The organism is Mesorhizobium koreense (assembly GCF_031656215.1).
Lineage (GTDB): Bacteria > Pseudomonadota > Alphaproteobacteria > Rhizobiales > Rhizobiaceae > Mesorhizobium_L > Mesorhizobium_L koreense.
The window spans coordinates 1,164,827-1,187,921 of record NZ_CP134228.1; the positions used below are offsets into that span (position 1 = coordinate 1,164,827).

At 64.0% G+C, this 23,095-nt stretch carries 21 protein-coding genes; 10 read left to right on the forward strand and 11 right to left on the reverse strand.

What is annotated here, in order from left to right; genetic code table 11:
* Positions 1 to 4: 4 nt before the first annotated feature.
* Complete coding sequence (locus RBH77_RS05690) at positions 5 to 1,087, reverse strand: ABC transporter ATP-binding protein (RefSeq protein ID WP_311031154.1); 1,083 nt, start codon at positions 1,085 to 1,087, stop codon at positions 5 to 7.
* A gap of 21 nt (positions 1,088 to 1,108) precedes the next feature.
* On the reverse strand, positions 1,109 to 2,638 hold the full coding sequence (gene glpD / locus RBH77_RS05695; protein WP_311031155.1) for a glycerol-3-phosphate dehydrogenase: 1,530 nt from the start codon (positions 2,636 to 2,638) through the stop codon (positions 1,109 to 1,111).
* A 394-nt stretch (positions 2,639 to 3,032) separates the two neighbouring features.
* Between glpD and RBH77_RS05700 the strand changes: the two genes are divergently transcribed.
* From RBH77_RS05700 to RBH77_RS05715, 4 genes are all read left to right on the forward strand, one after another.
* A complete protein-coding gene (locus tag RBH77_RS05700; RefSeq protein WP_311031156.1) occupies positions 3,033 to 3,461 on the forward strand; it encodes a PaaI family thioesterase in 429 nt (142 codons plus the stop codon).
* Between the two features lie 92 nt (positions 3,462 to 3,553).
* Complete coding sequence (locus RBH77_RS05705; protein WP_311031157.1) at positions 3,554 to 4,255, forward strand: fumarylacetoacetate hydrolase family protein; 702 nt, start codon at positions 3,554 to 3,556, stop codon at positions 4,253 to 4,255.
* A 12-nt stretch (positions 4,256 to 4,267) separates the two neighbouring features.
* Positions 4,268 to 4,912: a maleylacetoacetate isomerase gene (maiA, locus tag RBH77_RS05710; RefSeq protein WP_311031158.1), complete on the forward strand. Its 645-nt coding sequence runs from the start codon at positions 4,268 to 4,270 to the stop codon at positions 4,910 to 4,912.
* A gap of 215 nt (positions 4,913 to 5,127) precedes the next feature.
* A complete protein-coding gene (locus tag RBH77_RS05715; RefSeq protein WP_311032439.1) occupies positions 5,128 to 6,888 on the forward strand; it encodes a chloride channel protein in 1,761 nt (586 codons plus the stop codon).
* Between the two features lie 14 nt (positions 6,889 to 6,902).
* Here RBH77_RS05715 and RBH77_RS05720 read toward each other — a convergent pair whose 3' ends face one another.
* The gene (locus RBH77_RS05720) at positions 6,903 to 7,784 is read right to left on the reverse strand and encodes a LysR family transcriptional regulator (protein WP_311031159.1); all 882 of its coding nucleotides are present in this window, start codon (positions 7,782 to 7,784) and stop codon (positions 6,903 to 6,905) included.
* 160 nt (positions 7,785 to 7,944) lie between these two features.
* Here RBH77_RS05720 and RBH77_RS05725 point away from each other — a divergent pair, with 160 nt between their 5' ends.
* Entirely contained in the window at positions 7,945 to 9,441 is a 1,497-nt protein-coding gene (locus tag RBH77_RS05725) for a CoA-acylating methylmalonate-semialdehyde dehydrogenase (protein WP_311031160.1), read from the forward strand.
* 44 nt (positions 9,442 to 9,485) lie between these two features.
* Here RBH77_RS05725 and RBH77_RS05730 read toward each other — a convergent pair whose 3' ends face one another.
* Positions 9,486 to 10,766, reverse strand: coding sequence for an MFS transporter (locus RBH77_RS05730; RefSeq protein ID WP_311031161.1), 1,281 nt, complete (start codon positions 10,764 to 10,766; stop codon positions 9,486 to 9,488).
* Between the two features lie 103 nt (positions 10,767 to 10,869).
* Positions 10,870 to 11,064, reverse strand: coding sequence for a DUF1192 domain-containing protein (locus tag RBH77_RS05735; RefSeq protein WP_311031162.1), 195 nt, complete (start codon positions 11,062 to 11,064; stop codon positions 10,870 to 10,872).
* 124 nt (positions 11,065 to 11,188) lie between these two features.
* Here RBH77_RS05735 and RBH77_RS05740 point away from each other — a divergent pair, with 124 nt between their 5' ends.
* Both RBH77_RS05740 and RBH77_RS05745 read left to right on the forward strand, forming a co-directional pair.
* Positions 11,189 to 12,193, forward strand: coding sequence for an NAD(P)H-quinone oxidoreductase (locus RBH77_RS05740; protein ID WP_311031163.1), 1,005 nt, complete (start codon positions 11,189 to 11,191; stop codon positions 12,191 to 12,193).
* Positions 12,194 to 13,311: 1,118 nt separating this feature from the next.
* Positions 13,312 to 13,995: a DUF1013 domain-containing protein gene (locus RBH77_RS05745; protein ID WP_311031164.1), complete on the forward strand. Its 684-nt coding sequence runs from the start codon at positions 13,312 to 13,314 to the stop codon at positions 13,993 to 13,995.
* Positions 13,996 to 14,274: 279 nt separating this feature from the next.
* Here the strand turns inward: RBH77_RS05745 and RBH77_RS05750 are convergent, their stop codons facing one another.
* From RBH77_RS05750 to RBH77_RS05765, 4 genes are all read right to left on the reverse strand, one after another.
* Entirely contained in the window at positions 14,275 to 14,985 is a 711-nt protein-coding gene (locus RBH77_RS05750) for a helix-turn-helix transcriptional regulator (protein WP_311031165.1), read from the reverse strand.
* 150 nt (positions 14,986 to 15,135) lie between these two features.
* Positions 15,136 to 15,315, reverse strand: coding sequence for a hypothetical protein (locus RBH77_RS05755; RefSeq protein ID WP_311031166.1), 180 nt, complete (start codon positions 15,313 to 15,315; stop codon positions 15,136 to 15,138).
* Positions 15,316 to 15,404: 89 nt separating this feature from the next.
* Positions 15,405 to 16,193, reverse strand: a complete 789-nt coding sequence (locus RBH77_RS05760) for an SDR family NAD(P)-dependent oxidoreductase (protein WP_311031167.1) — start codon at positions 16,191 to 16,193, stop codon at positions 15,405 to 15,407.
* A 364-nt stretch (positions 16,194 to 16,557) separates the two neighbouring features.
* Positions 16,558 to 18,459, reverse strand: a complete 1,902-nt coding sequence (locus RBH77_RS05765) for a propionyl-CoA synthetase (protein ID WP_311031168.1) — start codon at positions 18,457 to 18,459, stop codon at positions 16,558 to 16,560.
* Positions 18,460 to 18,647: 188 nt separating this feature from the next.
* Between RBH77_RS05765 and RBH77_RS05770 the strand changes: the two genes are divergently transcribed.
* Positions 18,648 to 18,809 carry a hypothetical protein gene (locus RBH77_RS05770; protein WP_311031169.1) on the forward strand — a complete coding sequence of 54 codons (162 nt, stop codon included), beginning with the start codon at positions 18,648 to 18,650 and terminating at the stop codon, positions 18,807 to 18,809.
* Between the two features lie 194 nt (positions 18,810 to 19,003).
* Here the strand turns inward: RBH77_RS05770 and gap are convergent, their stop codons facing one another.
* Together gap and tkt are read right to left on the reverse strand one after the other, a co-directional pair.
* On the reverse strand, positions 19,004 to 20,014 hold the full coding sequence (gap, locus tag RBH77_RS05775) for a type I glyceraldehyde-3-phosphate dehydrogenase (protein WP_311031170.1): 1,011 nt from the start codon (positions 20,012 to 20,014) through the stop codon (positions 19,004 to 19,006).
* A 61-nt stretch (positions 20,015 to 20,075) separates the two neighbouring features.
* Positions 20,076 to 22,064 (reverse strand): transketolase, encoded by a 1,989-nt coding sequence (tkt, locus tag RBH77_RS05780; RefSeq protein WP_311031171.1) that lies wholly within the window; start codon positions 22,062 to 22,064, stop codon positions 20,076 to 20,078.
* 265 nt (positions 22,065 to 22,329) lie between these two features.
* Here tkt and RBH77_RS05785 point away from each other — a divergent pair, with 265 nt between their 5' ends.
* Complete coding sequence (locus tag RBH77_RS05785; protein WP_311031172.1) at positions 22,330 to 22,602, forward strand: DUF4164 domain-containing protein; 273 nt, start codon at positions 22,330 to 22,332, stop codon at positions 22,600 to 22,602.
* A gap of 9 nt (positions 22,603 to 22,611) precedes the next feature.
* Positions 22,612 to 22,977, forward strand: coding sequence for a cell division protein ZapA (locus tag RBH77_RS05790; protein ID WP_311031173.1), 366 nt, complete (start codon positions 22,612 to 22,614; stop codon positions 22,975 to 22,977).
* Positions 22,978 to 23,095 lie beyond the last annotated feature (118 nt).

The following is a 23,095-nucleotide window of genomic DNA, read 5'->3' on the forward strand; positions in this document are numbered from 1 at the left end:
CCTCCTACGCCGCCAGCCGCTCGCCGGCGGAAACGGCGCGGCCGCTTTCGTCGAAGATCATCATGTGGCGCGGATCGATATAGATATTGACCACGTCGTCCGGCTGCAGGCTGTGGATGCCCGGCGCCAGCATGACCCAGCGCACATCGGCGAAGTCGAGATGGATAAAACTCTCCGATCCAGTGATCTCGGTCACCGACACCTTTGCCCGGAGGGGCACGGCGGCTGCCGTCTGGGGCTTGAGGGAAAGATGGTGGGGCTGGAAGCCGATGGTGTAGTTGCCGTCGACAATGCCCGAATAAGAGACGGGCACCGGGAGGTCCGCCCCACCATCCAGCTGAAATTGGCTGCCCTTCTTGCGCAGCACGATCGTGTTGAGCGGCGGGTCGGCGAAGGTTTGCGCCGTGACCAGGTCGTTCGGGTGACGGAACACCTCGATGGTCGGGCCGAACTGGGTAATGCGACCTTCGCAAAGCGTCGCCGTGTTGCCGCCCAGGAGAAGCGCTTCCGACGGTTCGGTCGTCGCGTAGACGAAAATGGTCCCGGCCTCGGCGAATATTTTCGGCAGTTCCTCGCGCAATTCCTCACGCAGCTTGTAGTCGAGATTGGCGAGTGGCTCGTCGAGCAGGACGAGGCCGGCATTCTTGACGATGGCACGGGCGAGCGCCGTGCGTTGCTGCTGGCCACCGGAGAGGTTGAGCGGCGTGCGGTCGAGGAAGGGCTCGAGGCGCAGGAGATGCGCGGCGCGCTTTACTTCGGCGTCGATCGTGGCGGCGTCGGCGCCGGCCACGCGTAGCGGCGAGGCTATGTTCTCGTAGACGGTGAGCGTCGGGTAGTTGATGAACTGCTGGTAGACCATGGCGACATTGCGCTTGCGCACGGGCACGCCGGTCACGTCGGTGCCGTCGAACCAGACCGATCCGGAACTCGGCGCGTCGAGCCCCGCCATCAGCCGCATTAGGCTCGTCTTTCCCGAAAGAGTGGGTCCGAGCAGAACGTTCAATGTGCCGTGCTCAAGGGTCAGCGAGACGCGGTCGATATGCGTCACGCCACCCACCACTTTCGAGACATCCTTTAGTTCAAGCATCATCCCCTCCCGGACGAATCCTCATTCCGCCGCTGCGGTTATCCTCCGGTCCTGTTCGTCACGCATGAAATCGGCCAAGGCCTTGGCCTCTTCTGTGGACAGCCTAAGCCCCCGCTTTGTGCGTCGCCACAGAACGTCTTCGGCCGTCACGGCCCACTCTTCACGGATGAGATATCGTATCTCAGCCTCGTATAAATCGGCGCCGAAGCAACGCCCGAGATCCCCGTCCGATTTGGCGAGGCCAAGGATCTTCCGCGCCCTTGTGCCGTAGAGCCTGGTCAGGCGCCGCGCATGCACACGGTCGAGGAAAGGATAGTCGGACTTGAGCCTCGAAACTTCGGCATCGAACCCGGTCGGCGCGAAATCGCCGCCGGGAAGCGGCGCATCGGCCGTCCACGGTTTGCCACGTTCGCCAAGGTGCCCGCCGATTTTTTCCAGAACCGCTTCCGACAACCTGCGGAAGGTCGTGATCTTGCCGCCGAAGCTGTTGATGAGGGGCGCCTCATCCTTCGGCGCATCCGCCTTGATAACGTAGTCGCGCGTCGCTTCCTGCGCTTTCGAGGCGCCGTCGTCGAAGAGCGGGCGGACGGCGGAATAGGTCCAGACAATATCACTGCGCCTGACGGGCTCGGCGAAATATTCGCTGGCCGCCATGCACAGATAGTCGATCTCCGCATCGCTGATCTTCGCCTCGTGAGGATCGCCGTCATAATCCCGGTCGGTCGTGCCGATCAGAGTGAAGTCCTCCTCGTAAGGAATGGCGAAGATGATGCGGCCGTCCCTGTTCTGGAAGAAATAGGCGCGCGGATCCTCGAACTTCTTGCGGATGACGATGTGGCTGCCCTGGACGAGGCGGACATTGTGGACGTTGTTGCGCCCGAGCGTCTCGGTGATCACCGTGTCGACCCAGGGGCCGGCCGCGTTGACCAACAGGCGCGCATGCTCTTCCGTCGTGCGGCCCGTGCAGGTGTCGAGGATTGTGAGGCGCCACAGCCCGTCCTCGCGGCGCGCACCCGTGACCTTGACGCGCGTGCGGATGACGGCGCCGCGGTCGGCGGCGTCGCGTGCGACGAGGGCGACCATTCGGGCGTCGTTCACCCAGCAATCGGAATATTCGAAGGCTTTGGAAAAAAGCTTCTTCAGCGGCTGGCCCGCCGGGTCCCGTCGCATGTCGATGGTGCGGGTCGGCGGCAGGAGCTTGCGCCCGCCGAGGTGATCGTAGAGGAACAGGCCGAGCCGCAGCAGCCAAGCCGGGCGAAGACCTTTCTGATAGGGAAGAACGAAGCGCATCGGCCAGATGATGTGCGGCGCGTTGGCCCACAGCACTTCGCGCTCCTTCAAGGCTTCCCGCACCAGGCGGAATTCGTAGAATTCGAGATAGCGCAGGCCGCCATGGATGAGCTTGGTCGAGCCGGAAGACGTGCCGCTCGCCAGATCGTTCATCTCCGTCAGGAAGACCGAGTAGCCGCGCCCGGCCGCGTCGCGCGCGATCCCGCATCCATTGATGCCGCCGCCAATGACGAAGACGTCATGGATCGGGCGTGCGTCCACTCAAATCCCTCCGAGGCTTCTCTTGCGGCGCAGAATTCGATACTTTTCGAAAGCCCGTTAACATTATTTCGAATGGGAAACGAATGTCAAACGAAATCAATGGATGATTATCCGGCTCAATAACGGCAGCAATGCTAAACGAAGGTTTCGATTGGCGTTTTCCATCCACATGTTTTGTATTCCGGTGTTATATTGCAACCGTGTGCATTCGTTTTCTTGTGCCGATCGAGATCTCGAAGATTAGCGAAATATAGTCGAGGAGGATTTGAAAAGACCCGATGCCAGGGCGGCCGCCTGATATCAGAAGCATGCCGGCCTCTGTGTCATTCGACCGGGTTCGTGCTAGATCGTGCAATCGATGCCAAGCCAAGGGAAGCCGAGTAATGGAGGCCGAATGATGGAAAGCGACGGACCCTTCTTGCGCTCCATTGCCGCAAACCAGCCGCCATTCGCCAATTTGATCGGGCTTCGCGTCACCGCCGCGGCGGCTGACCGCGTCGAGGCCGAGTTTGCCGCCGTCGAGAGCCTGGGCAACCGCAACGGCGTCGTACATGGTGGTGCGATCATGGCGATGGCGGACAATCTGGGTGGGTTGGCGACCTCGCTCAATCTTTCCAGCGGCCTCACCACGACGACGCTTGAAAGCAAGACCAATTTCCTGCGGCCGGTGCCGCTCGGCGAGACTGCCCACGCGGTCTGCGTGCCGCTGCATCGCGGCCGCACCACGATGGTTTGGCAGACGACGATCATGCGCGCAGACGGCAAGGTGGCCGCAATCGTCACGCAGACGCAGATGGTCCTTCCGGCGAACAGGCCAACCTGACGGCTTGCGGCGCATCCGGTGCCCATCACCGTTGACGCCGAACCTCCAGCCTGTGAAAAGAGCGCCGATCACACATTTCCGAGGCGTCGCTCATGGTCAGTGAATATCTTTTTCCCCCGCAGCCTCAGGCCGCACTCGCCGTAATCGGGGAGCGGAAGCTTTTTCCCGTTGCGCGTATCTTCTGCGTTGGCCGCAACTATGTCGAGCACGCGAAGGAGATGGGTAACGAGGTGGATCGCGAGGCGCCGTTCTATTTCCTGAAACCCACCATCGGCATGGCCCATAGCGGCGCGACGGTGCCCTATGCCCCCGGAACACGGGATCTTCATCACGAGATGGAACTGGTGGTCGCGATCGGCCGCCCCGCTTTCCGTATCGGGGCCGAGGAAGCGCAATCGACCGTCTACGGCTATGCCTGCGGCCTCGACATGACGCGCCGCGACCTGCAACAGGAGGGCAAGGACAAGCGCCGCCCATGGGATTTCGGCAAAGCCTTCGAGAACGGCGCGGTGCTGGGGCCGATTACGCCGGTGGCGTCCGTTTCGTCGCTGGACGGGCGGCGCATTGCGCTCACGGTGAACGGCGAAGTTCGTCAGGATGCCCATCTCGACGATCTCGTCTGGAAGGTCGACGAGCTGATCTCGCATCTTTCGCGCTACTATCATCTGATGCCCGGCGACCTGATCTTCACCGGAACGCCGGCTGGTGTCGGACCTGTAGTTGCCGGCGACGTGCTGGAAGGCACGATCGACGGGCTGGAGCCGGTGAAGCTGACGATCGGGCCGGCCGAATAGGAGAACGAAATAGTGCTCCTGCTGCACGATTATTTCCGTTCGAGCGCATCCTACCGGGTCCGCATCGCGCTCAACTTCAAGGGACTGCCCTACCGGCAGCAGGCGCATCATCTGGCGAAGGGGGAGCATCACGCGCCGGATTATCTCGGTATCAACCCGCAGGGCTTCGTGCCGGCGCTCGCCGATGGCGACACTGTCGTCACGCAATCCGTCGCCATCATCGAATATCTGGAAGAGGCCTATCCCGATACGCCGCGCGTGTTGCCGGCCACACCTGTCGAGCGGGCCCGCGTCCGTTCGCTCTCGGCGGTCGTTGCCGCCGACACGCATCCTCTCAACAATCTGCGCGTGCTGAAATATCTTCAAACCGAACTCGGGCTGGACGAGGCGGCACGCAGGGCCTGGTACCATCGCTGGCTGAAGGAATGTTTCGACGCGCTGGAAGTCCGGCTGAAGGCTGAACCGGAGACCGGCCGCTTCTGCCATGGCGACGATCCGACGCTCGCCGACATCTGCCTCGTGCCGCAGATATTCAACGCGAAGCGCTTCCACTTCGACCTTTCGCCCTATCCGACCGTCATGCGCATCTTCGAGGAAGCGCAGGCGCTCGATGCCTTTGCCAGCGCCGCGCCCGACCGTCAGCCGGATGCGGAATAGGTCAAGGCAGCGGGAACGCGCCACCGGCGCCATGACGTAAAAAAACGTCAACAAAATGCCGCTATTACCTTGGACCGGAAGTCGGAGCCCTGCGATAGGGCGTAGGCAGAGCGGGTGGTTGCGGGCCGGATGACGGCGGAGGGACCGCGACTGCTCGGCATGATCAGGATATCCCCGTGGCAATCGAAAGCCTCCATTTCGTCAGCCGGCCGCAATTGCTTGCCGGCGCGAAGCATCTGTTCGGAACGCTCAAGGCGCCGGGCCTTTTCATCGTGCTTCTGGCGTGCTTTGTCGGTGTCATCTCCGGCGTTCTGGTATGGGCGATGGGTTGGATCGTGCAGGAGATGCATTGGTATCTCTACGACCTGCCAAAGGGCGCGCGCCTCTCCAGCATGTTCGCGCTCTTCGATCCGCGCCACGCCTTCGTACCGCTGGTCGGCGGCGTCATCATGGGGATCAGCATCGCCTGGTTGCGCTATCGTAAATACCGCACGCCCATCGATCCTATCGAAGCCAACGCGCTCCACGGTGGACGCCTGTCGCTGACCGATAGTCTCATCATCGCCTTCCAGACCATCATCTCCAGCGGCTTCGGTGCGTCGGTCGGCCTGGAGGCAGGCTATACGCAAATGGGGTCGGGGGTCGCTTCTCGCATCGGCCGTAGCCTGAAACTGCGCCGCAACGACGTGCGCATGCTGGTCGGCTGCGGAGCGGCGGCCGCTATCGCTGCCGCCTTCGACGCACCGCTCACCGGTGCGTTCTATGGTTTCGAACTCATCATCGGCGTCTATACGATCGTCAATGTCGCGCCGGTTCTTACGGCGGCTCTCATGGGTTCGGTAACGGCCGATCTGCTGAAGGCCGCGCAGTTTCCCATCCACCTCGACGCCGTTCCGCATATGACGCCGGAACAGTACCTGCCCTATCTGTTGCTCGGCCTGATCGGCGGTGGGGTCTCCATCGCGATCATGCATTTCGTGACGCTTGTCGAGCGCGCTTTCTCCAGCCTGTCGATCGACGCGACGCTCAGGCCCGCTATCGGCGGCTGCCTTGTCGGACTCCTGGCGCTCGGCACGCCGCAGGTTCTCTCCTCCGGTCATGGCGCCTTCCAGTTGCAGATGGCGATGAACTATGGGTTGACGGTGGTGGCGAGCGTGTTCGTCATGAAGCTTGCCGCATCGGCAATCTCGCTCGGCTCCGGCTTTCGCGGCGGCCTGTTCTTCGCCTCGCTCTTTCTCGGCGTGCTGCTCGGCAAGCTGTTCGCCGCGGCAATGGCGATCGTATCGCCCGCGACCGGCATCGATCCGGGCGTGGCCGGCGTGATCGGGATGACGTCGCTTGCGGTCGGCGTGGTCGGCGGCCCGCTGACCATGACCTTCCTGGCGCTGGAATCGAGCGGCGACCTGACGCTGACCGGCGTCGTGCTGGCCGCCTCGATCCTGTCGGCGATGGTGGTGCGCGAGGGCTTCGGCTATTCGTTCTCGACCTGGCGCCTCCACCTTCGCGGCGAGACGATCCGCAGCGCCAACGATGTCGGCTGGATGCGCTCGCTGACCGTTGGCTCGATGATGCGCGCCGACGTGCGAACCGTCGATGCCGACACGCCGGTTGCGGAGTTCCGCAAGCTGTTCCCGCTGGGCTCGGCGCAGCGCGTCATCGCGATCGATTCCGACCAGCACTATGCCGGCATATTGATCGTGCCGGAGGTTCATGCCGACCAGGCGGACGCCGACGCGGAAAAGGGCACGCCCGTCAGCGAATTGGCGAAGTTCAGGGAAACGGTCCTGCTGCCGTCGATGAACGTCAAGGTCGCCGCGCAGGCGTTCACCGCGTCGGGAAGCGAGGAGCTCGCCGTCGTGAGCGACAAGTACGACCGCACCGTCGTCGGTCTCCTGACCGAGGGCCATCTCCTCAGGCGTTACGCGGAGGAACTCGAAAAAGCGCGCCGCGACCTCTCTGGCGAGTCCAGCCTCTAAAGAGAGGCCTTTCCTTACGCGAACAAAGAGCGTTCCCCTTCCACCGCCTCGCCGATGAACCCGGCGACGGCCTGGATGCGCCTGAGCGGCCTGACCGATTCGTGATAGACGAGCCAGTAGGCGCGGCGGATGGGCTTTGCCGCCGGCACGTGGACGAGGTCCGGAAGCGCGCGGGCGATGAAGGTATGCAGAATGCCGATACCGGCACCGGAGCGCACCGCCTCGGCCTGGCCGAGTGAGGAGGAAATTTCGAAATGCGAGCCCCAGTCCGGTGAAAATTCGTTCGCGTAGTCGAGGGACGGGCTGAAGGTCAGGTCGGGCACGTAGCCGACGAGGCGATGGCGGGAAAGCTCCGCCGGCGTACGCGGCATACCCATCTCCTCGACATAAGCGCGCGAGGCATAGAGGCCGAGCGTGTAGTCGACGAGCTTGCCGGCGACCAGCCGGCCTTCGCTCGGGCGCTCGACGGTGATCGCGATATCCGCCTCCCGCCGCGAAAGCGAGAAGGAACGCGGTACCGGCACGAGCTGGACGGTAAGCTCCGGATGGCGCGCCGCGAATGCTCCGAGGCGTGGGGCAAGGAAGGCAACGCCGAACCCGTCCGGCGCGCCGATGCGCACCGTGCCGGATACCTCGCCGCCTTCGCCGGCAATGTCCGCGCGCGCGACGATAAGTTCGGCCTCCATGTGCTCCGCGCGTTCCAGGAAGCGCTCGCCCGCCGGCGTCAGTTCCGACCCGGTGGTGAGGCGCCTGAACAGCTTGGCGTTGAGGGCTTCCTCCAGCGAGGCGATACGGCGCGAGACGGTCGCGTGGTTGAGGCCGAGCCGCTTTGCCGCGCCAAGGATCTGGCCTGAGCGCGCTACCGCCAGAAAGATGCGTACGTCGTCCCAGTTCATGGCTGCCCCTCCGCTGAGGGAATGTAGTTGCAATGTTGCAAAAAATAAAGCGCCAGAGCTCAGGATAGCGAATGTACGCACACCGGATGCGGTTTCGCGCGCGTTGCAATGATCGGCGCAAAGCAGGACAATGGGGGCAGGTATTCACAGGGAGTAGATCATGGAAACGATGGGTCATTTCATCGGCGGCAAGCATGTCGCCGGCACCAGCGGCCGCACGGCCGACGTCCTGCAGCCCATGGACGGCACCGTTCGCTCGAAAGTGGCGCTCGCCTCTGCGGCCGAACTGCGCAAGGCGGTCGAGAACGCCAAGGAAGCGCAGCCGGCCTGGGCCGCGACCAATCCGCAGCGGCGCGTGCGCGTCCTGATGAAATTCCTCGAACTGGTGGCGCGCGACAACGAGGCGCTCGCAGAGCTTCTCGCCCGTGAGCACGGCAAGACCATCCCCGACGCCAAGGGCGATATATTGCGCGGCGTCGAGGTAGTGGAATTCGCGCTCGGTATCCCGCATCTGATGAAGGGTGAATTCACCGAGGGCGCCGGTCCCGGTATCGATCTCTATTCGGTGCGGCAGCCGCTCGGCGTCGTCGCCGGTATCACGCCCTTCAACTTCCCGGCCATGATCCCGATGTGGAAATTCGCGCCGGCGATCGCCTGCGGCAACGCCTTCATCCTGAAGCCATCCGAGCGCGATCCAGGCGTGCCGATGAAACTCGCTGAACTGATGTACGAGGCCGGGCTGCCGGCAGGCATCCTCAATGTCGTCAACGGCGACAAGGAAGCGGTCGACGCCATCCTCGACGATGCGGACATCAAGGCGGTTGCCTTCGTGGGCTCTTCGTCGATCGCCGAATATATCTATGCGCGCGGCTGCGCCACGGGCAAGCGGGTGCAGTGCTTCGGCGGCGCCAAGAACCACATGATCGTCATGCCGGACGCCGACATGGATCAGGCGGTCGATGCGCTGATCGGTTCGGGCTATGGCGCGGCCGGCGAGCGTTGCATGGCCGTCTCGGTCGCCGTCCCGGTCGGCAAGGCGACCGCCGACAAGCTGGTCGAGAAGCTCATCCCCCGCGTCGAAAGCCTGAAGATCGGTCCCTCCACCGATCCGGCCGCCGATTTCGGCCCGCTGGTGACGGCCCAGGCGCTGGAGCGCGTGAAGAACTATGTCGATATCGGCGTCAAGGAAGGCGCCAAGCTCAAGGTCGACGGGCGCGGCTTCAAGATGCAGGGCTATGAGAACGGCTTCTATATGGGCGGCTGCCTGTTCGACGAAGTGACGCCGGACATGCGCATCTACAAGGAAGAGATCTTCGGCCCGGTGCTGTCGGTCGTGCGTGCCCATGATTTCGAGGAAGCCGTGCGGCTTCCCTCGGAGCATGAATACGGCAACGGCGTCGCCATCTTCACCCGCGACGGCGACGCCGCGCGTGAGTTCGCGTCCCGCGTCAATGTCGGCATGGTCGGCATCAACGTGCCGATCCCGGTGCCGGTTTCCTATTACACCTTCGGCGGCTGGAAGCGGTCGGGCTTCGGCGACCTCAACCAGTATGGTCCGGATTCGGTGCGTTTCTACACCAAGACCAAGACAATCACCTCGCGCTGGCCCTCCGGCGTCAAGGAAGGCGCCGAGTTCGCGATGCCGACCATGAAGTGATCCATATAGGCCAGCCATGAACAATCGAACCGGCCGTTGCCCGATCAGGCGGCGGCCGGTTCCTTTTTGTCCGGGCTGTCCTCGCCGTCGCCGGCATCGCCGCGCGGGTCGAGTTGCAGCGCCTGCGGCGTCGTTGCCCGCTCGGCGGGCACGCTCTGGAAGGCTTCGCGCTCCTCGACCGGGATCGGGGCGCGGGTCTTGATGCGCAGGAGCGTGTAACCCGCGAGCGCGGCGTGGGCGATCGCGGTGGCGAGGAACAGGCTTTCCGGCCTCAGATAGGCCATCAGCGCCGCGCCGAGCAACGGCCCGATCATGGTGCCGAAACCATAGAGCAGCAGGAGCCCGCTCGAAACCTTGACGAAATCCTCCGAGCTTGCGTGGTCGTTGGCATGCGCGACAGCCAGCGAATAGAGGATATAGGCAAGTCCGCCATAGCAGGCGGTCATCACCAGGATGACGGCGCCATGGCGCGGCTCGAACAGGAAAATGAGAAGGCCGATCAGTGCTGCGCCGGCGCCGGCGGCAGCCATGACGAAGCGGCGGTCGGTGCGGTCGGAGACGCGCCCGGCCGGAAGCTGCATGACCGCGCCTGCGATGACCACCAGGCTCATCATCAGCGCGATCTCGAAGGTCGGCATGCCGATGCGTGCGCCGAACACCGCGCCGAGCGTGCCCCACGCGCCGTTGGCGATGCCGATCAGGAGGCAGCCGATCAGCGCCACCGGCGAATTGGCATAGAGCTTTCGTAGATCGAGCGACACTTCCTTGAGCGGCGTTGGCGTCGCCTGGGTGGAGATGGCGGTCGGGATCAGCGACAGGCAGAAAAAGATGCCCGTCACCATGAAGAGCGAGGCGGAGCGGACGTCGCCGGCGGCGACGATCATCTGCCCGGCCATGATCGCGGCGTAGGTTACCATCATGTAGAGGCCGAAGACGGTGCCACGGTTCTCGTTGGTGGCGCGCTCGTTCAGCCAGCTTTCGATGACCATGAAGGAGCCGGCCATAGTGAAGCCGGTGAAGATCCTGAGCGCGATCCAGACATAGGGATCGACGAAGAGGCCGGTCAGAAGCGCGATGATGGCGCCGACCGCGGAGAAAGTGCCGAAGGCTCGAACATGGCCGACATTGCGCACCAGCCTGGGCGCAAGGAAGCAGCCGGCGACGAAGCCGCCTGCCCAGGCCGTACCGAGCAGGCCGAGCGCCGCGGTCGAAAAACCTTCCGCCTGGCCGCGCAACGGCAACAGAAGGCTGAGCAGGCCGGAAGCGAGCAGCAGGAACGCCGTTCCGCGCAAAAGGGCAAGGATGGGACCGAAAGAGGCGAACATCGAGGGTTCCGGCTAGGGCGTGAAATGCGGTGCTGTCGCCAACGGCGATGCCATGAAGTTTGCGGCCGTTTCGAGACGGAAACGATCGCCGCGCGACAAAGGTTCAGCCCTTGCGAAAAAGCGCATCCGCAGCGCTTCGCGTCGCGTCCTTCGCCGTTCTTTCGGCTTCCAGCCGGCCGATTTCCTCCTTCAACTGTTCGATGCGCTCGGACAGTTCGTCGACCGACAGCAGCGAAAGGTCCTGGCCGATTTCGTGGACTCTCTTTTTCCGGGGAGCTTCCTCGTCGAACATGCTCATGCAATTCCTTCCTTTGCCTTGCTTGTCCAACCTGATCGGCTACATACATCGCCACCATAAAGGGCGTGGGGCACAGGACGCAAACATCGGTTCGTCGAGTATCGCCGGAGGAAGTTGAGATAGCATGACCGGAACAATCCCCGCCAAGATGACCGCGATCGCGATCACACAGCCCGGCGGCCCGCTGGTGCTGAAGCCCGAGCGGCGCGACGTGCCTGAACCGGCGCCCGGCCAGATCCTCATCAGGGTACGCGCCGCTGGCGTCAACCGGCCGGACGTCCTGCAGCGGCAGGGCGCCTATCCGCCGCCGCCGGGCGCTTCGGACCTGCCGGGGCTGGAAGTGTCGGGCGAAGTCGCGGCGCTCGGCGTCGGCGCCGGCAGGTGGCGCGTCGGCGATCCGGTCGTGGCGCTTGCCGCCGGTGGGGGCTACGCCGAATATGTCGCGGTGCACGGCACCAACGCCCTGCCGCTGCCGGCTGGATTCACCTTCACGGAAGCCGCTGCGCTGCCCGAAACCTTCTTCACGGTGTGGCACAATGTCTTCGAGCGTGGCGCGCTGAAGGCGGGAGAGCGCTTCCTCGTCCATGGCGGCACGTCCGGCATCGGCACGACGGCCATCCAGCTTGCCAAGGCGTTCGGCGCCTACGTCATCACCACTGCCGGGTCGGCGGAGAAATGCGAGGCCTGCGTGAGGCTCGGCGCCGACCGCGCCATCAACCACCGGGAGGAGGATTTCGTGGCCGTGGTCAAGGAAGTCACCGGCGACAACGGCGCCGACGTCATCCTCGACATGGTGGGCGGCGACTATATCGACCGCAACTACGCCGCCGCCGCGATGGAAGGCCGTATCGTGCAGATCGGCTTCCTCGGCGGCTCGAAAGCCACCGTCAATTTCGGCAAGCTGATGGTGAAACGGCTGGTCCACACCGGCTCCACGCTCAGGCCGCGTTCCGCCGAATTCAAGGGCGAGGTCGCCGCCGCGCTCGAGCAGAAAGTCTGGCCGCTGCTTGCCTCGCGCCAACTGGCGCCGGTGATGGACATGATCTTCCCGCTCAAGGAAGCCTGGCGGGCGCATGAGCGGATGGAAGAGGGTCAGCATATCGGCAAGATCGTGCTCGACGTGGGGTAGGGTTTCGCTCGGGAATTTGCTTTCGCTCACGCCCGTACCGCCGCTTGCGCGGCTGGGCTCCGCGGGGGCGCGCCAACGGCGACGCCCGGTCGAGCGTTTGGGGCGCCCCTCGTTTGAGGTTCATTGTTTGTGGGTATCCTTTCCTGTCCTCCGCCCCTTCGCACCCCCCTCTGTCCTGCCGGACATCTCCCCCTCAAAGGGGGGAGATCAGCCGGCCGTGCGGCCTGCTCCCTTTCCTGCAGCTTTGATGGTTTGCGGAAGCGGTGATGCCAGCCAATCTCCCCCCTTGAGGGGGAGATGTCCGGCAGGACAGAGGGGGGTGCGAAGAGCGCAGGACTATCCGCATTTGTCATCGCACATGCCTCATCCTCGCCACGCTGCCTTCCGGCCCTGGCCATTGAAAGTCGGGAAGCGGGGCGCGAGGCCGTGCCTTCCGAATATAAATACGTGGCGCGACACACGCGCCCCGCCGGCGATTTCTGTTCCCGCCTGTTCCGCTGCTCCCCGAGCCTCACCCTGAACCTGCCGAAGGATAGTCACTCCGAACAGGTTCAGCGTTCGTCCCGGGGTCTGTGCGCCTTCTACCGGCACGCAGGGGTCGTAGTGCCCCCAGGGGAACCTCCAGGCGGGACCTCCCCGGCCATGATGCCACGTCAGCATCGCGGCGGAGGCGCCGGCTCCTCCCCACGCAATCACCGTCATGACCGGTGTTCCCGATGGGAGGAACTGACAGGGATTATGGAGGATGGGCGGGAGGCGTGGATAAAGGGAGGCGAAGAAAATATGGAAAGGCAGCGATATGAACGGGTTGGGAAACAAATGGGCGCAGATTTATCCACGCCCTGTCCGGCCCGGCACCTCTCATCCGTCTCGGCGCTTTCGCACCGACAGATAGGGAGCCCTGGCGAGGCGGAGCCGAACTGTCGGGCGAACTTGGTGGAGTGAGCGGCCGAGATGTCGTAGGGTCGGAACGCTGGTCTCACTCCCCGCCGTCAGAAATTTCCGGAATTCGTTGCGGAGCGCCGCGAATGCCTTTATATCCGGGATGATTTCCCAACATGGTGGTTCCATCCACCGCCCGCGCCAGGGACGCGGGCGAACGAGAGGATATTATCTTTATGGCCAACCAGCTTCTTATGCCCAAGGCGACCGCCGTCTGGCTTGTCGACAATACCGCGCTTACCTTCGAGCAGATCGCGCAGTTCTGCAATCTTCACCCGCTGGAGGTGCGCGCGATCGCCGACGGCGAGGCCGCGCAGGGCATCAAGGGTCTCGACCCGATCATGAACGGGCAGTTGACACGCGACGAGATCGCCGTCGCCGAGGCCGATCCGGAGCGCAAGCTCAAGCTTTCCGAGCCGAAGGTGCGCGTGCCTGAATCCAAGCGCAAGGGTCCGCGCTACACACCGCTGTCCAAACGCCAGGACCGCCCTAACGCGATCCTGTGGCTGGTGCGCAACCATCCCGAACTGAAGGACGCGCAGATCTCCCGCCTTGTCGGCACCACCAAATCGACCATCGAACAGATCCGCGAGCGCACACACTGGAACTCGGCCAATCTGCAGCCGCTCGATCCGGTGACGCTGGGCCTCTGCTCGCAGATCGACCTCGACCTCGAAGTGCAGCGGGCCTCGCGCGGCCAGCCGCAGCCCGCGCCGGTTGGCGACACGCTGCTGCCGGCCTCCGTCACCGAGAAGCTTCCCGCCGCCGACGAGAAGAAGGAGGACAGGGAACTCGACGCCGATGCGGTGTTCGCTAAGCTGTCCTCGCTGAAGAAGGCTCCCGACGCCGACGAGGAGTAAAAATCCGCCGGGCCGGGCTGCAAACGGCGCTCGGTTGGGTTGCGGGCGCGCCGGACTCGGTCGAAGAGCTTTCGATGGCCGCTATCCAGTGCGTCCTTCGAGGCTCGCTTTGCTCGCACCTCAGGATGAGGAGCGCTGGCGTCATGCTGTCAAATTTCTGTCCGGTGGTGAAGCTTCGCCTGCATCTCAGGATGAGGACGGTCGGCGCCGGTCTGCCTCATGGTGAGGTGCGAGCGAAGCGGGCCTCGAACCACGCACGGCCCAGCGGCGAAGCCGTCCCTATCCTGCCTTGTCCACGGGCGGGGAGCGCTCCCATACCTCTACCGTGCGGTAGAAGTCAGTGAGCGTCTTGCCGCGCTCGGGCCGGAAGGTGCGGCCGGCATTGTCGAGGCCGGCGATGCGGTCGATACGGAAGGCGCGGAAATCGTCGCGCATCTCGCACCAGCCGATCAGCGTCCACACCTTGCCCCAGAACCACAGACCGAGCGGACGTACGTCGCGCTCGGTCTGGCGTCCGGCCTCGTCGCGGTAATCGAGGCGCATGACCTCGCGGCGCTCCACCGAGCGCTCCAGTATGTCGATGACGTTGCGGTCGTTGTCGGAGACGACGTAGCTCGGCGCGAAGATGCTGGTCTGGGCGATGCGTGACTTCTCGCTGTCGGGCAGCACGGCGCCGATCTTCACCAGCGCTTCCTCCGCCGCGCGCGCCATGGCCGCGCCGCCGAAAGCGCGCACCATGCGGGCGCCGGCAACGAGGGCGACGATTTCATCACGCGTGAACATCAGCGGCGGAAGGTCGAAGCCTTCGCGCAGGATATAACCGACGCCCGCCTCGCCGTCGATCGGAACGCCGGTCGATTGCAGGTCAGCGATATCGCGATAGATCGTGCGGTCCGAGACTTCGAGGCGTTCGCCAAGCATGCGCGCGGTGACGAGGCGCCCGCCGCGCAAATGCTGCACGATCTGGAAGAGACGGTCGGCGCGGCGCATCTCAGTGCCCTTGGCCGGACAAGGCCGGCGATGGTTTTCTCGCATAGGTCATGGAGCGACCCTCCTGACACTATCATGACATGAGGCTCCTGACAGCGATATGTCAGGAGCCTGTCAGTGGACGCGCTTTCCATGACGCAGACCCACGGCCTAATCCAGCCGCCGCCGCGACCGGCGTCCCGCATAGATTTCAGGCCAGCCGATGTCCTTGCGCAGGTCGGCGGGCAGGGAGTTAAGGATGCGCTCGGTACGGATATCGTCGCGCAGAGCGCGCAGATTGGCGGCGTAGCGGCCGATGGCTGCCATCGGGGCAAAACTGAACGGGTTCATTGTCCGATCTCCTGTTCGCGTCATTGAACAGGAAGATCATCGCACAGTGCCCCTGACAGCTTTCTGTCAGGAGGATGCAGGATGGTCCGCTACGCGTTTTTTATCGGCACCGTGTAGTTGAGCGGCAAGCGGCCACCGTCGGCGTAGATGGTCTGGCCGGTGATGTAGCTGGCGTCGTCGGAGGCGAGGAAGGCGGCGATGGAGGCGATCTCGGAGGGGTCGCCGATGCGGCCGAGCGGGGTGCGCATCATGATCCTGTCCATAGCGGCTTTGTCGTTGGCGACCGCCTTCAGGATGTCGGTCATGATCGAGCCGGGACCGATGGCGTTGACGCGGATGCCGTAGGAGGCGAGAGACAGGGCCATCACCTTGGTCAACTGGTTCACGCCGCCCTTGGAGACCGAATAGGGCACCTGGTTGGGAATGGCGAAGACGGCGTTGACCGAGGACATGTTGATGATGGTGCCGGCCGGGCCGCCGGCCTTGACGCGCTCGGCCATGCGGCGCGCCACCGCCTGGCCGGCGAGGAACACGCCCTTCAGGTTGACGCGCAGCACGCGGTCGAAATCCGCCTCGGCTATGTCGAGGAAATCGGCGCCGTGGACGATGCCGGCATTGGCAACCAGGATATCGATCTCGCCGAAGGCGGACACCGCCTCGTCCACCATCTTCGCGATCTGGGCCGCGTCGCCGACATCGGTTTTGACGAAGCGCACGGAACTGTCGGGGCCGAGCGTCTTGGCGGCCTTCGCGCCCTTTTCGGCATCGAAATCGGCGATGACGACCTTCGCGCCTTCCTTCACGAAGCGCTCGGCCACCGCATAGCCGATGCCGCCCGCCGCGCCCGTCACGATCGCCGTCTTGCCTTTGAGTGCCATATGCGCTCCTGCCTGTTCCTATGCATTTCTTCGGCATCGGAATAGGCCCGAAGCAACGGGCGGGTCAACTTGCCTTCGCTTCTACTGCCGGCAATAAAGCCGGCTGAGATTTGGTCGCGTCCTTCGAGGCTCGCTCCGCTCACACCTCAGGATGAGGGAGGTTTGTGCCGCGAGCCTCATCCTGAAGCGCAGCGGGTCTCAAAAACGGACTTGGATCGAAGCGAGCTTGCACGGCACTCACGGGTATGAAGACACAAGCGCAAGCGCCCTTCATCCCGAAATGTGAGCGAGACGCGCTCTGACTCCCTCATCCTGAGGTGCTCCGCGAAGCGGAGCCTCGAAGGACGCAACGCCAATCAACGTCTCAAACCCCCATCCCGCGATCGGCCAGCGCCACCGTGATCTCGTCGAGGATGACGGGATCGTCGATGGTCGCGGGCATGGTCCATTCCTCCTTGTCGGCGATCTTCTGCATGGTGCCGCGCAGGATCTTGCCGGAGCGGGTCTTGGGTAGGCGCTTGACCGTGACGACGGACTTGAACGCGGCGACCGGGCCGATGCGCTCGCGGATGAGGCCGATGACCTCGCGCTCGATCGTGGCGCCGTCGCGCGCCACGCCGGCATTGAGGACGACGAAGCCGACAGGCACCTGGCCCTTCATGGCGTCGGCGATGCCGATGACGGCGCATTCGGCGACGTCCGGATGCTCGGCGACGACCTCCTCCATGGCGCCGGTCGAGAGGCGGTGGCCGGCAACGTTGATGATGTCGTCGGTGCGCGCCATGACGAACAGATAGCCGTCATCGTCGATATAGCCGGCATCGGCGGTCTTGTAGTAGCCGGGGAACTCGCGCAGATAGGCGTCGCGGAAGCGCTGGTCGGCGTGCCACAGCGTCGGCAGGCAGCCGGCCGGGAGCGGCAGCTTGATGACGACGTTGCCGAGCACATTGGCTTTGACCGGATGGCCGGCATCGTCCACGACCTGGACGTCGTAGCCCGGCATCGCCACGCCCGGCGAGCCGTACTTAACCGGCAGGATGCCGAGACCGACCGGGTTCTGCGAGACGGGGTAGCCCGTCTCCGTCTGCCACCAATGGTCGATCACCGGCACGCCGAGCTTCTGCTCGGCCCATTTGATCGTTTCCGGGTCGGCGCGCTCGCCGGCAAGGAACAGCGTACGGAAGGCGGAGAGGTCGTATTTCTTGACGAATTCTCCGGCCGGGTCCTCACGCTTGATGGCGCGGAAGGCGGTCGGCGCGGTGAACAGCGCCACGACCTTGTGCTCGGAGATGACACGCCAGAAGGTGCCGGCGTCCGGCGTGCCGACCGGTTTGCCCTCGAACAGGATGGAGGTCGCCCCATAAATCAGCGGCCCGTAGGCGATATAGGAGTGGCCGACTACCCAGCCCACATCGGAGGCCGCCCAGAAGACTTCGCCCGGCTTGACGCCGAACTCATTGCCCATCGTCCAGGCGAGCGCCACCATGTGTCCGCCATTGTCGCGCACCACGCCCTTGGGCTGGCCGGTCGTGCCGGAAGTGTAGAGCACGTAGAGCGGATCGGTCGATTTGAGCTCGACGCAGGGCACGTCGCGGCCGCGCGTCTTCGCGACGCCCTCGGCGTAGTCGAAGTCGCGGCCGTCGATCAGTTCGCAGGTCTCTGCCTCGCGCTGCAGGATGATGCAGGCGTCTGGCTTGTGCGCCGACAATTCGATGGCGCGGTCGAGCAGCGGCTTGTAGGCGACGATGCGGCCCGGCTCGACGCCGCAGGAGGCGGAGATGATGAGCTTCGGCTTGGCGTCATCGATGCGGGTGGCGAGCTCGCGCGAGGCAAAGCCGCCGAAGACGACGGAATGGATGGCGCCGATACGGGCGCAGGCGAGCATCGAGAAGACGGCTTCCGGCACCATCGGCATGTAGATGACAACGCGGTCGCCCTTGGCGACGCCGTGGTCCTGGAGCAGCGCGGCGAGCGCGGAGACCTCCTCCTTCACGTCTGCATAGGTGAAGGCCTTCTTCTTGCCGGTGATCGGGCTGTCGTAGATCAGCGCGTTCTGATCGGCACGGCCGCCTTCGACATGGCGGTCGACGGCGTTGTAACAGGTGTTGCAGGTGGCGTCCGGATACCAGATTCCGTAGACGCCGGCATCCTTGTCGAAGATCTTCTTCGGCGGCGAGAACCAATCAATGGCCTTGGCGGCGTCGGCCCAGAAGCCCTCCGGATCCCGTTTCCAGCCTTCGTAAACCTCATGATAGCGCGAAGCCATCTCAACCTCCCGTGCAGAATTTCGCGGATTTCTTCCTTCTTAGCCAATCGGCGGTCACTGCGTCCATGTGACTAACGAATAAACGGGATGATGCGGCCAAAGGCTCCGCTTTGACAGCGCGGGCGCCGACGGGCATGTCTGTGGAATGTCAGCGGCGATTCCGCACGGAGCCGAAAGCAGAAGTCGCAATGTCGAAGATCATCGCCCTCGTCATCATCGCCATGATGGCGATCCAGATCATCAAGCCGATCGGCCTGCCGGGCTTCCGGCAGCGCCGCGATTTCTGGAAGCTGGCGGTCGTCGCCTTCGCCGCCTTCGCGCTGGATGTGTTTTTGACCCACGTGACGTGAGGCTGTCGGATGTGAAGTTCGACCCCCACTCCGTCCCGCTTCGCGGTCCACCTCTCCCCCGTTCGACGGGGGAGAGGAAGCGCCCGGCCACAAGGCTTGGCTCCCTTCCTCTACCCCACGAATGTGGGGGAGAGGTGGCCGCGAAGCGGACGGAGTGGGGGTAATCCGACCATATGCGATGGCTCTGCTAGCCCTCAGATCGTCTTGCCGAAGGCCACGGCCGTGTCGGCCATGCGGTTCGAGAAACCCCATTCATTGTCGTACCAGGACATGACGCGCACGAGGTTGCCCTCGATCACCTTGGTCTGGTCGAGTGCGAAGGTCGATGAAGCGGGGTTGTGGTTGAGGTCGATGGAGACGAGCTTTTCATCGGTATAGGCGAGGATGCCCTTGAGCGGCCCCTTGGAAGCGGCGGCGACCAGCGCGTCGTTCACTTCCTCGACGGTGACGTTCCGCTTCGACACGAACTTGAAGTCGATAACGGAGACGTTCGGCGTCGGCACGCGGATCGAAACGCCGTCGAGCTTGCCTTTCAGTTCCGGCAGGACGAGGCCGACCGCCTTCGCCGCACCCGTCGAGGTCGGGATCATCGACATGGCGGCCGCGCGGGCGCGGTAGAGGTCCTTATGCATGGTGTCGAGGGTCGGCTGGTCGCCCGTATAGGAATGGACGGTGGTCATCAGCCCCTTCTCGATGCCGAAGGCGTCGTGCAGCACCTTGGCGACGGGCGCCAGGCAGTTGGTCGTGCATGACGCGTTGGATACGACCCTGTGGTCCTTCGTGATCTTGTCGTGGTTGACGCCATAGACGACGGTGAGGTCGGCGCCGTCCGCCGGGGCCGAAACGAGCACGCGCTTGGCGCCGGCTTCCAGATGTGCGGATGCCTTTTCCTTGGTGGTGAAGAGGCCGGTGCATTCGAGCGCGATATCGACGCCTTCCGCTTTCCACGGAAGCTCGGCCGGATTGCGCACGGCATGGACCCGCATCGGGCCGCGGCCGACATCGATCGTGTCGCCTTTCACCTTGACCTCGCCGGGGAAGCGGCCATGCACGCTGTCGTAGCGGATCAGGTGGGCGTTGGTCTCCACCGGACCGAGATCGTTGAGCGCCACCACCTCGATGTCGGTGCGACCCGATTCAATGATGGCGCGAAGCACGTTGCGGCCGATACGGCCAAATCCGTTGATGGCTACTCTGACGGTCATCGATCATTCTCTCCTGAAAGATAATGGACGGGGAAGCGCCTGGGAGGCGGCGCGGGATAGGTCAGTTCTTCTTAGGGAGCGCTCCTTCGGCGGCCTTCACCACGTGGTCGGCGGTGATGCCGAAATGGGGATAGAGGTCCTCGATCTTGCCGCTGGCGCCGAAGCCGGTCATGCCGATGAACTTGCCGTCAGTGCCGATGAATTCGTCCCAGCCCTGGCGGATCGCCGCCTCGACCGCAACGCGGACCGGCGCGTCGCCTATGGTCTTTTTCCGGTAGGCCGCGTCCTGCTGGAAGAACAGTTCGAAGGACGGCACGGAAACGACGCGGGCTTTATGGCCCTTCTTCTCCAGCGTCTCACGCGCATCGAGCGCTATCTCGACCTCGGAGCCCGAGGCAAAGATGGTGATCTCGGCCTTGCCGCTCGCCGGCGCCAGTTCATAGGCGCCCTTCGCGCAGAGGTTCTCGGCCGTGTGCTCGGTCCGCACAGCCCTCAGCGGCTGACGGGTGAGCGCCAGCGTCGAGGAATGTTTCGACGATTCCAGCGCGAGCTGCCAGCATTCGGCCGTCTCGACGGCGTCTGCCGGGCGATAGACGACATGGTTCGGTATCGCACGCAGCGCTGCCAGATGCTCGACGGGCTGATGCGTCGGACCGTCCTCGCCGAGCCCGATGGAATCGTGCGTCATGACGAAGATGTTGCGGATACCCATCAGCGCCGAAAGGCGGATCGAGGGCCGGCAATAGTCGGAGAAGCACAGGAAGGTGCCGCCATAGGGGATGACGCCGCCATGCAGCGACATGCCGTTCATGGCCGCGACCATCGTGTGCTCGCGAATGCCGTAATGCATGTAGCGCTGACCGTAATCGTCGGCGGTGATGTTCTTGGTCTGGCTGGTCTTGGTGTTGTTCGAGCCGGTCAGGTCCGCCGAGCCGCCGATGGTCTCGGGCACGACGCCGTTGATCACTTCCAGCGCCATTTCGGAGGATTTGCGCGTGGCGACATTCGGCTTGTCGGCGGCGAGTTTCTTCTTGTAATCGACGATGGTCTTGTCGAGGCCGGACGGCAGCTTGCCCGCCATACGACGCTCGAACTCGCCTTTCCTGCTGTGGGCGGCGAGCCGTTTCTCCCATGCCTCGCGCTCGCCGATCGAGCGCCGGCCGACCTCGCGCCACGCGTCGAGGATATCGGAGGGGATCTCGAAGGGCGGATAATCCCAGTTGAGGAATTTGCGCGCGCCGGCGATCTCTTCCGCGCCGAGCGGCGAACCGTGCGCCTTGGCGGTGCCCGCCTTGGTCGGCGCGCCGAAGCCGATGGTCGTCTTGCAGGCGATCATGGTCGGCTTCTGCGAATGGTGGGCGGCCTCGATAGCATAGGCGATTGCCTCGGGGTCCATGCCGTCGACATGGCTGGCGTTCCAGCCGGACGCCTGGAAACGCGCCACCTGGTCGGTGTTGTCGGCGAGCGAGACGGGACCATCGATGGAGATGCTGTTATGGTCCCAGAAAAGGATGAGCTTGTTCAGCTTGAGGTGGCCGGCGAGCGCGATGGCCTCCTGGCTGATGCCTTCCATCAGGCAGCCGTCGCCGGCCAGCACATAGGTGAAGTGGTTGACGAGATCGTCGTCGAAGGCTGCGTTCATGATGCGCTCGGAAAGCGCGAAGCCGACCGAATTGGCCACGCCCTGGCCGAGCGGTCCGGTGGTCGTCTCGATGCCGGTCGCGTGGCCGTATTCCGGATGGCCGGCCGTCTTCGAGCCGAGCTGCCGGAAATGCTTGATCTGATCGATCGTCATGTCCTCGTAGCCGGTGAGGTAGAGGAGCGAGTAGAGCAGCATCGAACCGTGGCCGGCCGACAGGATGAAGCGGTCGCGATCGGCCCAGTGCGGGTGCTTCGGGTCGAATTTCAGGAAGCGCGTGAACAGGACCGTGGCAACGTCGGCGCAGCCCATCGGCAGGCCCGGATGGCCCGAATTGGCCTTCTCGACGGCGTCCATGGAGAGGAAGCGGATCGCGTTGGCCATCCGGTCGTGTTGTTCGCGTGAAATCATGGAAATGCCCGCTGGTTGGAGATGCGGTGAAGGGCCCTGAAAAGCTGGGCGACACATAGCAGTTGGCTTGGCCAAGTCAACAAAATGGGGCTTTTCCGAGGGTCGGCAACCCGTGCTCGCCTGGCCACACGACAAACCTTACGCCAATTCCGGGGGATAGGCCGGTGGCTTTATTGACGCAGCATTCATCCTCCGCCTAATCTTTCCGGCATAACGCGTTCGCAACGCGCACGATTCGCTGCCGGGCGGGGCTTGGAACGAAACGATGACAGGGGAAACAACCCTCAGGGAGACCATCGGACGGCTGGGCAAGGCGATCGAGACGCTGGAGGCGACCGTCGCGGCCCGGTTCGAACAGCAGGTAGACGCGACCGAAATCGAGGCCGAGGTCCAGCGGATGAACGCGGATCGCGCCAAGCTGGCGCAGGAACTCGATAATTCGGAAGCGCGTGCCGAGCGGCTGGAGAATGCCAACCGCGAGGTTTCGCGCAGGCTGGTGACGGCGATGGAGACGATCCGCGCCGTGCTCGACAGATAGGAGCCCGCCTTGGCCCAGGTTACGGTGACAATCGACGGCAAGACCTATCGGATGGCCTGCGACGAAGGCCAGGAGGAGCATCTGATCGATCTCGCCCAGCGCTTCGACCGCTATGTCGGCCACCTGAAGGATTCCTTCGGCGAGATCGGGGACCAGCGGCTGACCGTCATGGCCGGTATCATGGTTATGGACGAGTTCGTCGAATTGCAGAAGCGCGTGAAGGGCATGGAGGCCGAGATCGGCACCTTGCGCAAGACGCGCGACGAAGCGCTCACCAAGGCGGACAAGAACGACGCCGCATTGACGGGAGCGCTGACCGGGCTTGCCGAGCGCATGGAAGCGCTCGCCGGCCGGCTGGGCGGTGAGCCGGCATAGGCGGCGAGGGGCATAGCCGTTCGCTCTGCCGTTTGCCTTTCGCTGGAGCCTTTCTTGCGGGCGAAGAGCGATCGTATTTGGCCGATCCCCCACTCCGGCCCGCTTCGCGGGCCACCTC

Bases quoted from the DNA above. Each gene is read 5' to 3' on its own strand.
- tkt (WP_311031171.1), bottom strand. From the start codon at position 22,064: ATGATTTCACGCGAACAACACGACCGGATGGCCAACGCGATCCGCTTC.
- RBH77_RS05760 (WP_311031167.1), bottom strand. From the start codon at position 16,193: ATGGCACTCAAAGGCAAGACGGCGATCGTGACGGGCGCGGCGGGCGGC.
- RBH77_RS05740 (WP_311031163.1), top strand. From the start codon at position 11,189: ATGACCGGAACAATCCCCGCCAAGATGACCGCGATCGCGATCACACAG.
- RBH77_RS05690 (WP_311031154.1), bottom strand. From the start codon at position 1,087: ATGCTTGAACTAAAGGATGTCTCGAAAGTGGTGGGTGGCGTGACGCAT.
- RBH77_RS05700 (WP_311031156.1), top strand. From the start codon at position 3,033: ATGATGGAAAGCGACGGACCCTTCTTGCGCTCCATTGCCGCAAACCAG.
- RBH77_RS05735 (WP_311031162.1), bottom strand. From the start codon at position 11,064: ATGAGCATGTTCGACGAGGAAGCTCCCCGGAAAAAGAGAGTCCACGAA.
- RBH77_RS05720 (WP_311031159.1), bottom strand. From the start codon at position 7,784: ATGAACTGGGACGACGTACGCATCTTTCTGGCGGTAGCGCGCTCAGGC.
- RBH77_RS05725 (WP_311031160.1), top strand. From the start codon at position 7,945: ATGGAAACGATGGGTCATTTCATCGGCGGCAAGCATGTCGCCGGCACC.
- RBH77_RS05745 (WP_311031164.1), top strand. From the start codon at position 13,312: ATGGCCAACCAGCTTCTTATGCCCAAGGCGACCGCCGTCTGGCTTGTC.
- RBH77_RS05770 (WP_311031169.1), top strand. From the start codon at position 18,648: ATGTCGAAGATCATCGCCCTCGTCATCATCGCCATGATGGCGATCCAG.
- RBH77_RS05755 (WP_311031166.1), bottom strand. From the start codon at position 15,315: ATGAACCCGTTCAGTTTTGCCCCGATGGCAGCCATCGGCCGCTACGCC.
- RBH77_RS05750 (WP_311031165.1), bottom strand. From the start codon at position 14,985: ATGCGCCGCGCCGACCGTCTCTTCCAGATCGTGCAGCATTTGCGCGGC.
- gap (WP_311031170.1), bottom strand. From the start codon at position 20,014: ATGACCGTCAGAGTAGCCATCAACGGATTTGGCCGTATCGGCCGCAAC.
- RBH77_RS05730 (WP_311031161.1), bottom strand. From the start codon at position 10,766: ATGTTCGCCTCTTTCGGTCCCATCCTTGCCCTTTTGCGCGGAACGGCG.
- RBH77_RS05785 (WP_311031172.1), top strand. From the start codon at position 22,330: ATGACAGGGGAAACAACCCTCAGGGAGACCATCGGACGGCTGGGCAAG.
- RBH77_RS05705 (WP_311031157.1), top strand. From the start codon at position 3,554: ATGGTCAGTGAATATCTTTTTCCCCCGCAGCCTCAGGCCGCACTCGCC.
- RBH77_RS05765 (WP_311031168.1), bottom strand. From the start codon at position 18,459: ATGGCTTCGCGCTATCATGAGGTTTACGAAGGCTGGAAACGGGATCCG.